The organism is Pleomorphochaeta naphthae (assembly GCF_055396005.1).
Genome location: NZ_AP042457.1, coordinates 3,015,777 through 3,028,041, shown reverse-complemented (window position 1 = coordinate 3,028,041; position 12,265 = coordinate 3,015,777). Strand labels below are relative to the sequence as shown.

At 27.9% G+C, this 12,265-nt stretch carries 14 protein-coding genes; 6 read left to right on the top strand and 8 right to left on the bottom strand.

Annotated elements, in window-relative coordinates:
• Window positions 1–27: 27 nt before the first annotated feature.
• The 3 genes from ACZ5SO_RS13805 to ACZ5SO_RS13795 all read left to right on the top strand — a co-directional run bounded on the left by ACZ5SO_RS13805 (window position 28) and on the right by ACZ5SO_RS13795 (window position 3,281).
• Complete coding sequence (locus tag ACZ5SO_RS13805) at window positions 28–930, top strand: CPBP family glutamic-type intramembrane protease (RefSeq protein ID WP_464625399.1); 903 nt, start codon at window positions 28–30, stop codon at window positions 928–930.
• 107 nt (window positions 931–1,037) lie between these two features.
• Window positions 1,038–2,078 carry a DNA/RNA non-specific endonuclease gene (locus ACZ5SO_RS13800; RefSeq protein ID WP_464625398.1) on the top strand — a complete coding sequence of 347 codons (1,041 nt, stop codon included), beginning with the start codon at window positions 1,038–1,040 and terminating at the stop codon, window positions 2,076–2,078.
• Complete coding sequence (locus ACZ5SO_RS13795; RefSeq protein WP_464625397.1) at window positions 2,079–3,281, top strand: BaiN/RdsA family NAD(P)/FAD-dependent oxidoreductase; 1,203 nt, start codon at window positions 2,079–2,081, stop codon at window positions 3,279–3,281.
• Here ACZ5SO_RS13795 and ACZ5SO_RS13790 read toward each other — a convergent pair.
• The 4 genes from ACZ5SO_RS13790 to ACZ5SO_RS13775 form a co-directional block, all read right to left on the bottom strand.
• On the bottom strand, window positions 3,252–3,851 hold the full coding sequence (locus ACZ5SO_RS13790; RefSeq protein WP_464625396.1) for a carboxymuconolactone decarboxylase family protein: 600 nt from the start codon (window positions 3,849–3,851) through the stop codon (window positions 3,252–3,254). The genes ACZ5SO_RS13795 and ACZ5SO_RS13790 overlap by 30 nt on opposite strands.
• A gap of 139 nt (window positions 3,852–3,990) precedes the next feature.
• Entirely contained in the window at window positions 3,991–4,791 is an 801-nt protein-coding gene (locus ACZ5SO_RS13785) for a hypothetical protein (protein ID WP_464625394.1), read from the bottom strand.
• A 2-nt stretch (window positions 4,792–4,793) separates the two neighbouring features.
• Window positions 4,794–5,645: an ATP-binding cassette domain-containing protein gene (locus tag ACZ5SO_RS13780; RefSeq protein ID WP_464625393.1), complete on the bottom strand. Its 852-nt coding sequence runs from the start codon at window positions 5,643–5,645 to the stop codon at window positions 4,794–4,796.
• Window positions 5,626–6,006, bottom strand: a complete 381-nt coding sequence (locus tag ACZ5SO_RS13775; protein WP_464625391.1) for a GntR family transcriptional regulator — start codon at window positions 6,004–6,006, stop codon at window positions 5,626–5,628. The genes ACZ5SO_RS13780 and ACZ5SO_RS13775 overlap by 20 nt, the downstream gene beginning before the upstream one ends.
• A 181-nt stretch (window positions 6,007–6,187) precedes the next feature.
• Here ACZ5SO_RS13775 and ACZ5SO_RS13770 point away from each other — a divergent pair, with 181 nt between their 5' ends.
• From ACZ5SO_RS13770 to ACZ5SO_RS13760, 3 genes are read left to right on the top strand one after another with little or no spacing between them, the layout of a single operon-like run.
• Window positions 6,188–6,574 carry an ArsR/SmtB family transcription factor gene (locus ACZ5SO_RS13770; RefSeq protein WP_464625390.1) on the top strand — a complete coding sequence of 129 codons (387 nt, stop codon included), beginning with the start codon at window positions 6,188–6,190 and terminating at the stop codon, window positions 6,572–6,574.
• Window positions 6,575–6,595: 21 nt separating this feature from the next.
• Window positions 6,596–6,997, top strand: a complete 402-nt coding sequence (locus ACZ5SO_RS13765) for a rhodanese-like domain-containing protein (RefSeq protein ID WP_464625389.1) — start codon at window positions 6,596–6,598, stop codon at window positions 6,995–6,997.
• Window positions 6,998–7,001: 4 nt separating this feature from the next.
• Window positions 7,002–7,790: a sulfite exporter TauE/SafE family protein gene (locus ACZ5SO_RS13760; RefSeq protein ID WP_464625388.1), complete on the top strand. Its 789-nt coding sequence runs from the start codon at window positions 7,002–7,004 to the stop codon at window positions 7,788–7,790.
• A gap of 10 nt (window positions 7,791–7,800) precedes the next feature.
• Here the strand turns inward: ACZ5SO_RS13760 and ACZ5SO_RS13755 are convergent, their stop codons facing one another.
• Genes ACZ5SO_RS13755 through ACZ5SO_RS13740 form a run of 4 tightly spaced genes read right to left on the bottom strand, consistent with a single transcriptional unit; the run spans window position 7,801 to window position 12,244 of the window.
• Window positions 7,801–8,856, bottom strand: coding sequence for a GntR family transcriptional regulator (locus tag ACZ5SO_RS13755; protein WP_464625386.1), 1,056 nt, complete (start codon window positions 8,854–8,856; stop codon window positions 7,801–7,803).
• 16 nt (window positions 8,857–8,872) lie between these two features.
• Window positions 8,873–10,225, bottom strand: coding sequence for a sulfatase-like hydrolase/transferase (locus tag ACZ5SO_RS13750; protein WP_464625385.1), 1,353 nt, complete (start codon window positions 10,223–10,225; stop codon window positions 8,873–8,875).
• Window positions 10,212–11,717 (bottom strand): tripartite tricarboxylate transporter permease, encoded by a 1,506-nt coding sequence (locus ACZ5SO_RS13745; protein WP_464625383.1) that lies wholly within the window; start codon window positions 11,715–11,717, stop codon window positions 10,212–10,214. Before ACZ5SO_RS13745 ends, ACZ5SO_RS13750 begins: the two co-directional genes overlap by 14 nt.
• Window positions 11,718–11,728: 11 nt before the next feature.
• Window positions 11,729–12,244 carry a tripartite tricarboxylate transporter TctB family protein gene (locus ACZ5SO_RS13740; protein ID WP_464625381.1) on the bottom strand — a complete coding sequence of 172 codons (516 nt, stop codon included), beginning with the start codon at window positions 12,242–12,244 and terminating at the stop codon, window positions 11,729–11,731.
• Between the last annotated feature and the right edge of the window lie 21 nt (window positions 12,245–12,265).

Here is a 12,265-nt window from a genome sequence, read left to right as displayed (position 1 = left end):
CAGTTATCATAAACAAAAGGAAAAATTATGAGAGATACAAAAAATAATAGAATATTATGGGCCCTATCCTTTGTTGTTATATGTGCTTTTTGGATATTACTTGGTTCAACTTTAATTAATATCTATTCTAAAACTTCTTATCTTTTAGATAAAAATGGCGTTTTTTTCAATACTGAAATATATAACTATATTGGAGCAAATATTCCTTTTTTAAGTATGTGGCTCGGTTTTTACTTTTGTTTTAAATATATCAACAATATAAAGTTTAGTAAACTTATAAATAATAGTGGAAAAATTAACTTACCACTCTTTACTAAGACTTTTATTTTCTCCTTTATATTTCTTATTTTCATCACAGTTCTAGGAGCTGTTTTTAATCTATATACTCTTGAATTTATTCAAAACAAATGGAAAGAACGAATTATCTTATTTTTTATCACTCTTTTATTAACCCCATTACAAGTTGTAGCAGAAGAAATACTTTTTAGAGGCGTTTTACTTAAAATAATCATTAAAGATTATGATAGATTTAAAAATAAAAAACATGGGTTAGCTCTCTCTATTATCATATCAATTATAATTGGCTTAATTTTTATAATCCCACATTTATTTAATCCAGAAGTTGATGCATCCTTCTTTAGTGCAATTACTTATTATTTTATATTCGGTAGTTTTGCAACTTTTTCAATTTTTATAACAAATTCATTAGAAATATCAATTGCTATTCACTTAGCTAATAATTTTGTAATAACCTTTTTTAGTACTTATGAAAATTCTGCTCTTGCTTCTATCCCTCTTTTTATTGAAAGAAATGAATTACCTATTGCAAAATATTTTGAAACCTTTGGATTGATACTCTTATTTATTATTATAGGGATAAAGAATAAACAAAAGTTAAAATCTTATCTAAAAATTGAAAACAAAAACTAAAGTATATTTATAATTAAAATTTATTAGTATACAATATAAAATAAAGACATAAACTTTCTAATAAGTTATATTAACGAAAACTTATAATTGAATCAAAGGATTTTTTTATGGCAAAAAAAAAGAGTTCTTTAAAAAGAACTATAAAAAACATACTTCTTCTAGTAGTAATTCTACTAGTTTTGTCTATTCTTTCCCTATTTATTGCACCTAGTGAAGATGAATGGGAACAAGAACAAACAATTTCCCTTCAAGTTAAAAATATTGAAAATCTTGAATTACCTAAACCTATTGAAGGGGAACAGATAGTTCAACATGAAGGATACACTTTAAGCTATAATGAACAATATGAACAAGCTAGCTATGTTGCATATAAACTAACCCAAAACGAACTTTATGGACCTTATGAAAGGAAAGATAATTTTAAAGAAGATCCAGCTATCAAAACAGGTAGTGCTAGTTTAGAGGATTATAAAGGTAGTGGATATGATAGAGGTCATCTCTGCCCTGCTGCCGATCAAAAAGAAAGTGAAACAGCAATGTCTGATTCTTTTTATATGAGTAATATGAGTCCACAAGATCCTGATTTTAACAGAAGAATTTGGGCTGATTTAGAAGGCTGTGTTAGGACTTTTGCTGACGATAATTACCTAATCTATGTTACTACAGGTCCAGTTCTAACAGATGGTCCTTATAAAACTATTGGGGAAAATAAAGTAGCTGTACCTAATTATTATTATAAAGTTGTATTAGACTATACTAACCCAGAAATTAAAGCTATTGGATTTTTACTACCAAATAAAAAAGCTGATAAAGACTTAGAAGATTATGCGGTAAGTGTTGATGAAGTAGAAAAAGTAACTAATATAGATTTCTTTGTTAACCTTCCAGATGATATTGAAGAACAACTAGAGAGTACCTACGATGTTAATAAATGGAATTTTAAAGAATTTTTAGCATCTCAAGGTAAGGGGTCTTTTGATGGTAGTGAAATTCAAACTAATGTTACAACCAATTCTACCCCACAAGGATTTTCAGCAATATTAAAAGAAGGCTCTATGTATATTTTAGTTCAAATAAAAAAAGAAACTTTAAATTTATTAGATGATTTTGTACCTAGAGAAACTCTAAAATCTTTTGGATTAATTTAAATGAAGACATATAACACAATAATTGTCGGAGGTGGTGCCTCTGGTTTATTTCTTGCAAAAAATCTTGCCGAAAACAATATCTCAACTTTAGTTTTAGAAAAAATGGATTCTCCAGCTAAAAAATTATTGCTAACAGGAGGTGGAATGTGTAATTTGACTAGGAATTCAAGTAGCTTTGAAATGTTAAAACATTATGATAAGGCTAGACAATTTTTGGGATCAAGTTTTGCACTCCTTTCTCCTGAAAAAACTCAAGAATGGTTTGAGAAAAGAGGTCTTTCTCTAATAACTAGAGAAGATGGAAAAGTTTTCCCCAGAATTAAAAACGCTAGAGCTGTTTTAGATCTTCTTTTAGATGAAAAATATACTCTATTAACGAATACTAAAGTTGAAATGATGTCTAAAGATAAAGATTTTTATATTGTTAATGAAAAATATAAAGCTACAAACCTTGTAATAGCTAGTGGAGGAATGTCTTACCCCTCAACCGGATCAACAGGAGATGGGTATATTTTTGCAAAAAACTTTAATCATTCTATAGTTGAGTTAAAACCTGGTTTAGCCAGTTTTAAAATCACTAGTGAAGATGTAAATAAAATTGAAGGGATTTCTTTAAAGAATGTCACTATATCTTTTTTTGATACATCAACAAAAAAGAAAATATTATATAAAAATACAGATGATTTAATATTTACAAGAATTGGAATTTCAGGCCCTATTGTCTTAGATATTTCAAAATATGCAGCATCAAAACAAACAATTTATTTAAATTTAAATTGCCAAATACAAAAAGATAATAGCTCAAAACTATTATCAACTGTTATAAAAAACCAAACACAACTTCCTTCAAGATTAGTTTCTTACATTCTAGTTTCACTTAAAATAGAAGATAAAAAATGTTTAGATATTTCAAATAAAAAAATAAATTTAATCAATGAAAAACTAAGGCGATGGGAATTAGAGATATCATTAAAAGGTCAACTTAAAGGTGCAATGGCAACATCTGGAGGAGTAAATTTAAAAGAAATAGATAATAAAACTTTAGAATCTAAATTAAATAAAAATCTTTATTTTTGTGGAGAGGTTTTAGATTTTTGTGGAGACTGTGGTGGCTATAATTTACAAGCTTGTTGGTCTACAGCTTACAGTGTAGCAGACTCAATTATTAAAAAATCAAATGAACTTCACTTTGAAAATTCTTAATATAAATGAAAGAACTAATGCGATTATACTAAATGGAACAAAGGTTAAAAGCATTAGTAACTCATAAAATAAATTAGTTCTGCTATCACGTTTACTCTTATCTTTTTTAAATCTTGATATAAAAGAACCTAATGCAATACCATAAACATTTCCAACTGTAATAATCCTTATAGCAGCGAGAATACCTAAAGCCTTATCTATTTTATATTCTTCAACAATTTTATTCCAAATATTCTTATCAACTTTTGCTCTGCATTCTGCATAATAGGAAGCAAAAAGAATAGCGTTTAATTCATCTTTTGGAGTGTGTTCTTGATTACTACCTTCTAAAAGTTTTGAAATTTCATCTTCAGATAGCCCAGCTTCAAGGGCCATTTTTGTATGAGCATATGAACAGAGGGCACAACCATTTACTTCTGTTACAGCCAACATCAATCTTTCTTGGAATTGTTCGCTTATAATATTATTTCTTTTAGCTCTACTTAAATATTTAATTGTAGTAAAAGCTCTTAATAAATGCATGAAAGCTTCATATAAATTATACAACTTCTTTCCTTTATTTTTCTTCAAAATATATGCCTCCGATATACGTTTACATTACTATAAACAAAAACAATAAATATATAAGTGATTATATCACATAAATAAAGCCTCCAAACTCTTATTCAAACAGAATAAATCTGGAGGCAATTTCATTTTCTAAAAGTCTTTATTTTTTCTTACCATATAAAGGCTTTTTTCTCATTATGAAATATGAAATTATTAAACCAGGAATTATACAAATAAGGGTAAATACTAAAGCAAAGTGATATGAAAAACCCTTATCTAAACCAAAGAAATATATTATTTTCTCAAAAAATCTAACAGGATTATTTGTATTTAAAAAATAACTAATTAGAATTTTAGGAATTAAATAGGCACAAATAACTGGTATCACAACAAAAACTATCCAACGATAGAATTTTTCTAATCTAGTCCAGAGAGAATAGAAAAAAATTCCAGCAGCAGAAAAAGCTATTTCTATAAAAGTATAATATGTAAAGTTGTATAACCAATATGAAAAAGGCGATATATATTGAATATCTGAACCAACATATAATGTTGAGAATCTAGTATTTATTTTCAATAAATAGTTATGAGATTGTAAGTACTGTTCGTATGCACTCTTATAGAATAAAACATCTAAAGTTGAAAAAATCAAAGCCATAACAACTGAAATAGAAACAATTACTAGAATATTGGATAGATATGCAGTTGTTCTACTTCTACCAAACTGATTACAAGCTAAGTCCATTGTCCTATTAAATATTATACTTAAAACAAAGGATACTATTGAGACTATAAATAAATTTGGAATTAAGTCAGCTAAATCAGAAACTGAAAAAGTTTCTCCAACTATTAAAGCAAATAAAAAAACTAAGAAAGTGACTGCAACTGTAATTAAATAGACAAAGCCTGTTGTTTTAAAATTTTCTTTTACAAAATATGAATAAGTTTTTTTTATATCCATTATTAATTTCCTTTTGTTGTTTCAATAAACATTCTTTGAAGATCAACACGTTTTACGGTTACACCTTCTATTGTTTTTATATTACCAGTAACATAGGCTGAATAAATTTTACCAACTTTATTAATCCCAAGTATCTTAGCTCCTTCAATTGCAACATCTACTAAGTCTTTTGGGCCAATAACTTCTGTAACGCTATTAGTTAATTCATCTATATTACCTTGAGAAATGACTTTACCATTATTAAGAATAACTGCTTCATGAGCTAAATTAGCTATTTCATCAATTAGATGGGTACTTACAATATAACAAATATCTTGTTTTTCCTCTTTTTCTAAAAAAGAAGTTAATAAAAGCTTATAAAACATATCTCTATGAGGAGCATCTAAACCCAACACTGGCTCATCAAATAAAACAAAATTAGCACTTGAACATAAAGCTAATATAACTTTAAAAATTGAACTATACCCAGTTGATAGTTTATTTATGTCTGTTTTGATTTTTAAATCAAAATCATTTGCTAGCTCTAGTGCATAATCATAATCAAAATCTTCATCAAAATGCTTGGCCATTTTAAAAGCTTTTAAGCATGAAATTCCACCAAAAAAATCATCATCTCCCATTAGAAAAACTTTTCTCAAGAGATCATCCTTCCCATAAATAACGTCACCATCAAGGCTTATATTTCCAGAAGTAGGAAATATTCTATTAGTAATAATATTCATTAAAGTACTTTTACCAGCTCCATTTCTGCCTAAAAGAGCATAAATTTTACCGGTTTCAAATTCTACTGATATATTATCTAATGCTTGAATATTAGAAAAATGTTTAGAAATATTATTTACTTGTAGCTTCATTGTCTATTTCCTTTTTAATTGTTTCAATTAATTCGTTTTTATCAAAACCAAGGTTTCTAGCTTCTTTGATTAAAGGGTCAATATAATTATCTTTAAATAAACTCATTCTCTTAATTTTTATTTTTTCTCTAGCACCTTCACTTACAAACATGCCAACACCTCTTTTCTTAAAGATTATCTCTTGATTCACAAGAAGATTCATTCCCTTTAATACAGTTGCAGGGTTGATATTGTACCCTATTGAAATTTCTGTGGTTGAGGGAATTTGCTCTCCTTCTTTATAAAGACCTGTGAAAATATTATCTTCTAAGCCTTTCGCTATCTGGATATAAAGAGGAATATCATTTTGTTTAAATTCCATAAGCTATCCTTTATGTTATATAGTTAATTACTTCAGTAACTAACTATATAACAAAAAATATAAATTTGTCAATAATTGTTTTTTTTTATAAATATGGTCCTTTATCTATTTGACAGAAAATTTATTAAATCATAATATATCACTATATAATCATATAAGAATAAATTTGTAAGAGACTAACATGGATGCTATCACATTATTAAAAATTTTATCTGATACCAATAGATTAAGAATATTAAATCTATTAAAAGAATGTCCCCTTTGTGTAGGAGAACTACAAACTTTACTAGATATCAAACAACCTAATGCATCAAAACATTTAGAAAAACTAAAACTCTATGAATTAATCATTCCTAATAAAAAAGCTCAATGGGTTTATTATGAACTTAATTTACCTAATTTTGAAGCTTATTCTTTCTTAAATAAACTGCTCTTTTTTGACTTAGAAAATGAAACAGTTTTCAAAATGGATATAAACAAACTTAAAAAATATAAAAATAGTGGATTATGCTGCCAAGATTTGAAAGATATAGGTTTTAAGTTTGAAAATATTAAATTTAAAAATTAAAGTTAAAATGGAGCTTAAAAGATGAAAGACTTTGATGACTTACTTAAAAACTATGACTTAGGATATTTTGGAAAAGGCAAACACAAAATTAACTTCGATGAAATGATAAAAGCAAAAAAAGAAAATTCTGCTTTTATTCTTGATGTAAGGACTGAAGAAGAAAACCAATTAGTAAGTTTCAACTTTGCAACTAATATTCCTATTTCACAAATTCCAGATCGTATAAATGAAATTCCAAAAAATAAAACTATTGTTCTATTTTGCTCTTCTGCAACAAGAGCTACTATTACTGCAGCTTATTTGCAACTAAAGGGTTATGAAGATGTAAAAATACTTTTAGATAGCATCTCTGATATTGCCTCTTATATTAAACCAGGTTTCGCTTTAAAAAACAAAGATTCAATTTCCAAATTGATAAACTAGTTATATGAACACTCTATTTATAATAAGCCTAATAATATTTATCATAGCTATAACAATGTCTATGGTTGGCAAAGGTGGTGGTAATTTTTATGTACTAGTTATGGTATTAGCTGGTGTATCTATGCATAATGCTGCGACAACTTCGCAGTTAATTATGATGGGGACTTCCTTAGCATCAATGTTAATTTTCCATAAAAATAAAAGAATTGATTGGAAACTAGCACTAATAATAGATCCACCTACTGATATAATGGCATTCTTTGGAGGATATTTTTCTTCTTCTTTCGAAGGAACTACCTTGAAATTAATGTTTGCAGGCTTTTTAATTCTAATATCTATCTTTATGTACCTTCCTGTTAAAGAAAAACCTTTAGTTCAAAAAAAGGCTTTTGGTAGATGGAATAGACATTTTGGTGAGTTCGACTATAGTGTTAATTTATGGATAATTCTTCCAATTACAGCAACAGTTGGTTTCTTTTCAGGTGCTATTGGAATATCTGGCGGAGCTTTCAAAATCCCTATGATGGTAATGCTTTGTGGGATTCCCATGTCTATTGCAGTTGGAACATCATCTGCAATGGTAGCTGCAACAGCACTAATGGGATTTATCGGACATAGCTTGAATGGTGATTTTAATCCTTCTTTAGCTATTCCTTTAAGTATTGTAGCAATTTTAGGCGGTATTATTGGTGGAAAATTTGCCCTAAAAAGCAAACCTAAAAACTTAAAGAAAATATTTGCTACTACAAATTTAGCTGCAGCTATAATTATGATTGTAAATATCATGAGTTAATATTACAAAATTATGGATAATAAATTGTTGGTTTAAAGACATAGGAATAATCATGTATCTTAAAATTTCTATCTTCTAGCATTCTTAATATATTTTTACCAACTTTTTTACCAACTTCAAAAGAAGGAGATATAGAGCATAATATATTTTCTTCTTTCCATTTATCTCCAGAATAATCAAAACATGCTAACTTTCTAGGATATTTTGTTCGATTTTGTATATGTTTTAATATCATAAAATTACAACATACTATTGCACTACTTCTATTTTTCTTTAAAAATTTAGAAATGACTCTATCAAATTCTTTATCATCATCAAGGTTTTCACTAAAAATCCACTTAATATTTTCATCTTTTATTTCAATATTATATTTATTTAAAGCTTCAATAAACCCTCTATACTTTTGAGTGCCTTGATAATTATCACAAAAAAATATTCCAGCTATATCTTTATGACCTTCTTCTACAATTTGCTTGACTAATTGATGTGCACATTTTTTATCATCAATTATGACTTTTGGAAAAGTTGTCTCTGGATAATAATTATTATAGAAAATAACACGGATGTTTTTTTGCTCAATTTTTTGATAAATTTCTAAATTTGGATTCATCAAACTAGCTTTAACTCCATCAATTACTAAACCATCAAAGCCTTTTACACAGGCTTTTAAGCAATCCCTTTCATTTGAAAATTTATTATCTGTATAAAATATTCTAAGCTCTATATTTTTATTATCAATTTCTTCCCTTAATCCTTTTAAAAAAAGTTTATTCGCAAACTTATCTTGACCTTGTATAATTGTAGCTATCCTATATCTACAATTATTATCAATTATATTATTTTGGATAGCTACAGGCTTAAAATACGTCCCTGATCCTTTAACTGAAAATATTATATTTTCTTCTTTTAACTGATCTAAGGCTCTCCTAACTGTCTCACGACTGGCTTGAAATCTTGAACATAAATAAGGTTCAGAAGGTATTTTCTTTATTGAATTATACTTATTCTGCTCAATAAATATTTTTATATAATCATAAATAATATCTTTCTTAAATTTCTTTGCCATCTATATTCTCATTTTTTTAATTAATTTCTACTTCTATTTTTTCAACTTTTTTTATCCAAGCTTTTAACTTATCTCTTAACTCATTTTTGATTTCATCATATTGAGTATCCCAAATCAAATTATTTAATTGATAAGGATCATTTTTCATATCATAGAGATAGTCATCTGAGTATTTCGTACTCGAAGCTTTTTCTCCTCCATTAATATTAGGAGCATATATACTATATAAATATCTCTCAGTCCTAATACACCTGCCAACTCTACTCTCTGAAATCTGTGCATATACTTCATTAGCTCTATTATCATTTTTGTTATTTACCACGTCAAGAAGATTTTCACCAATTAATTCTTCATCTGCTTCAACTTGAGCTATTGAAAGGATTGTTTTTGCAAGAGATTCAGTGCTTACTAAATCTTTTACTACTTTAGAGTTGTGAATTTTTCCCCCTCCAATTATTAAGGGGACCTTTAAGGATGCATCATGAGGTGATCTTTTATAATCATCATATCCATTTAAGTGTGAATCCTTGTTTCTTGTATTAAAATGAGAACCATGATCACTCACATAAATTATTACTGTATCATCATATAAACCTTTGTTCTTTAACTCATCTATCAATCGACCTAAATTTGCATCTAAAGAATTACATTGCCCTAAATAATCTGGATATTCTTGTTCAGCATCACCTTTTAAAACCTCTAAATCCTTTGGCAAAATAAAGTCCTTGTATTTCTCTTTACTTCCAATTGGACCTTGATAATGATGAGCTGTGTTTTGGTGATGTGGTTCGATATGTGATAAAAAGAGCATAAAAGGTTTTTCTTTATCATATTGTTTTACAAAATCAATAGCATAATCTGTTATACAATCACATCTATATCCTTTAAATTCACATTTTTGATTATCTTCATCAAAAACATATCCACCATAACCATCTGAAGTAAATTCTAATAAATCACTTGCTCTCCAATATCCACTATATCCACCTCTTAACTCTTTTGGAATAGCAATAGTTTGATAGTCTTGATATGGTTTTTCTTCTAAATTTCCAGTAGAGGCTAAATGCCATTTTCCAACATAAGCTGTTTCATACCCCGCATCTTCTAAGTAATGTGCTATTGTTTTTGAGTTTTGAGGCAAGGCTATTGAATTTCTAAAACAACCTGTATCAGTAGCATATTTGCCTGTTTGAAATATTGCCCTACATGGGCCACAAACAGGTTGTGGCGAAAACGCATTTTCGAATAATATTCCTTCTTTTGCAAGTTTATCTACATTTGGAGTAATATCCAAAGGTTGTCCATAACAGCCTATTGTATCTGAGCGTTGTTGATCTGAAAAATAAACAACAATATTAGTCTTGTTCACTTCTCTCTCCTTTGTTGTTATTTCTTATTTGACTTTTTATGATTAAAAAGACAGTAATTATGATAAATAGTAAAAATAATATGCATATTGGACTCGAAACAAATATAGACCAACTACCATCACTTAAAACTAATGATCTTCTAAAATTCTCTTCTGTTAAAGATCCCAAAACTAACCCTAGTAAAATAGGTATTGTGGAAAATCCAAATTTATTTACTATATATGCGATAAGAGCAAAAACTAGTGTTATTCCTACATCAAATAAAGACGCATTTACACTAAAAGCCCCGGCAAAACAAAACATAACTATAATTGGAGTTAATAGAGAAACTGGAACTGAGATAATTTTAGCAAACCATTTTGTTAAAAATTTTCCTTGTAAAAACATAAATAAATTTACAAATATTAACCCAATCATAATAGCATACATAATTGGTCCATTTTCTACGAATAAATTTGGACCTGGAGTTAAACCATTTATCATAAGGGCTCCTAGCATTATTGCTACAGAACCATCTCCTGGTATACCCATAGTAAGTAATGGAATTAAAGTAGCTCCTGTAACTGCATTGTTTGCAGTTTCACAAGCACTTATTCCCTCAATTGAACCTTTTCCAAATTCTTCACTTTTTTTACTCATTCTTCTAGCTCTATCGTAACTAAAAAAACTAGCCATAGAAGCACCAGTTCCTGGAATAATCCCAATTATTACTCCTATAATCCCAGATAATATCATAGGTTTTCTTATTGATTTTTTTTCTTCTTTGCTTAATTTTCCATCATTTTTTTTAAGTAAAGTTGTATCTACTTTTTTCTTCTTCTCTTGTTTTTCGCTTTTTGCTAAAACTTCAGATAAGGCAAATAAACCTATAAGTGAAATTACTAAAGCAATTCCAGAATAAAGATTAATATTATTAAATATAAACCTTGTTCCTCCCGACATTGCATCTATTCCAATTGTTGAAAGAAATAGTCCAAAGGCCCCAGTTATTATCCCTTTAATTAAATTATTTCCAGACACTCCTGCAATTATTGTTAACCCAAAGGCACAAATTAAAAAGTATTCAGGAGTTCCCATCATTTGAGCAAATTTAGCAACTTGTGGTGCAAAAAATAACAGCACTACTGCTGAAAAAATTCCACCATATGTTGAGGAGTTAAGAGCAACATTTAAGGCTTTCATGCTATGTCCTTTTTGAGTTAAAGGATAACCATCTAACATTGTTGCAGCAGCATGAGGTGTACCAGGAGTTTTAATTAATATTGCAGAAATTGAGCCTCCATATGAGCCAGCGCAATATATTCCAAGCAGAAACATAAATGATTCAATTGCACCTAGAGAATATGTAAATGGTAAAAATAAAACTATACATAGTATAACAGTTAATCCTGGAATTGCACCAAAGATAACACCTAGAAGTAAGCCTAAGTTCATATATATAAAATTTGGAAGATTAAATAATAAAGCACTTCCTTGCAAAAATAAATCCATTATTAATTCTCCTATGGTAAACGCACATTAAGGACGTTTTGAAATAAATATCCAATCAATATAGCAGCAAGTATTATAATTAAATAGCTAGATACCTTTTTTGCTCTAAAATAAAACAGCATTAAAATTCCAAAAATGATTGAACTTAAAATAAAATTAGTGAAATGAAGCAAAACTAAAAATATTATTAATTCACCTAGGATTATTAAAAATTTAACTTCATTTAATAAATTGAACTCTCTTCTTTCAATTTCTTGTTTCCTTATTAATGAAACTATATCTTTAAGTAATAAAACAATTGAAAAGATTAAGACTATTCTCAACATCAAAACTGGAAAAGTTCTAGCAGTTACTTGTGCTGTAGTATTTACTTTTATTTGAGAAGGAACTAATGATAACAAAATAGACGAAACTATAATAAATAAAATTGCCCCAACTATATTTATTGGTATAGTAACTTTATGCTTCTCTAATTTTAAAGATGTTTCATCTATGAATTTATCTATTTTTTCTATAAAACGGTTCATATTTTTCCCTTAATATTTAAA

Coding starts and splice junctions, on each gene's coding strand:
- ACZ5SO_RS13785 (WP_464625394.1), bottom strand. CDS start 4,791: ATGGATATAAAAAAAACTTATTCATATTTTGTAAAAGAAAATTTTAAA.
- ACZ5SO_RS13775 (WP_464625391.1), bottom strand. CDS start 6,006: ATGGAATTTAAACAAAATGATATTCCTCTTTATATCCAGATAGCGAAA.
- ACZ5SO_RS13745 (WP_464625383.1), bottom strand. CDS start 11,717: ATGGATTTATTTTTGCAAGGAAGTGCTTTATTATTTAATCTTCCAAAT.
- ACZ5SO_RS13740 (WP_464625381.1), bottom strand. CDS start 12,244: ATGAACCGTTTTATAGAAAAAATAGATAAATTCATAGATGAAACATCT.
- ACZ5SO_RS13760 (WP_464625388.1), top strand. CDS start 7,002: ATGAACACTCTATTTATAATAAGCCTAATAATATTTATCATAGCTATA.
- ACZ5SO_RS13765 (WP_464625389.1), top strand. CDS start 6,596: ATGAAAGACTTTGATGACTTACTTAAAAACTATGACTTAGGATATTTT.
- ACZ5SO_RS13770 (WP_464625390.1), top strand. CDS start 6,188: ATGGATGCTATCACATTATTAAAAATTTTATCTGATACCAATAGATTA.
- ACZ5SO_RS13755 (WP_464625386.1), bottom strand. CDS start 8,856: ATGGCAAAGAAATTTAAGAAAGATATTATTTATGATTATATAAAAATA.
- ACZ5SO_RS13805 (WP_464625399.1), top strand. CDS start 28: ATGAGAGATACAAAAAATAATAGAATATTATGGGCCCTATCCTTTGTT.
- ACZ5SO_RS13800 (WP_464625398.1), top strand. CDS start 1,038: ATGGCAAAAAAAAAGAGTTCTTTAAAAAGAACTATAAAAAACATACTT.
- ACZ5SO_RS13795 (WP_464625397.1), top strand. CDS start 2,079: ATGAAGACATATAACACAATAATTGTCGGAGGTGGTGCCTCTGGTTTA.
- ACZ5SO_RS13780 (WP_464625393.1), bottom strand. CDS start 5,645: ATGAAGCTACAAGTAAATAATATTTCTAAACATTTTTCTAATATTCAA.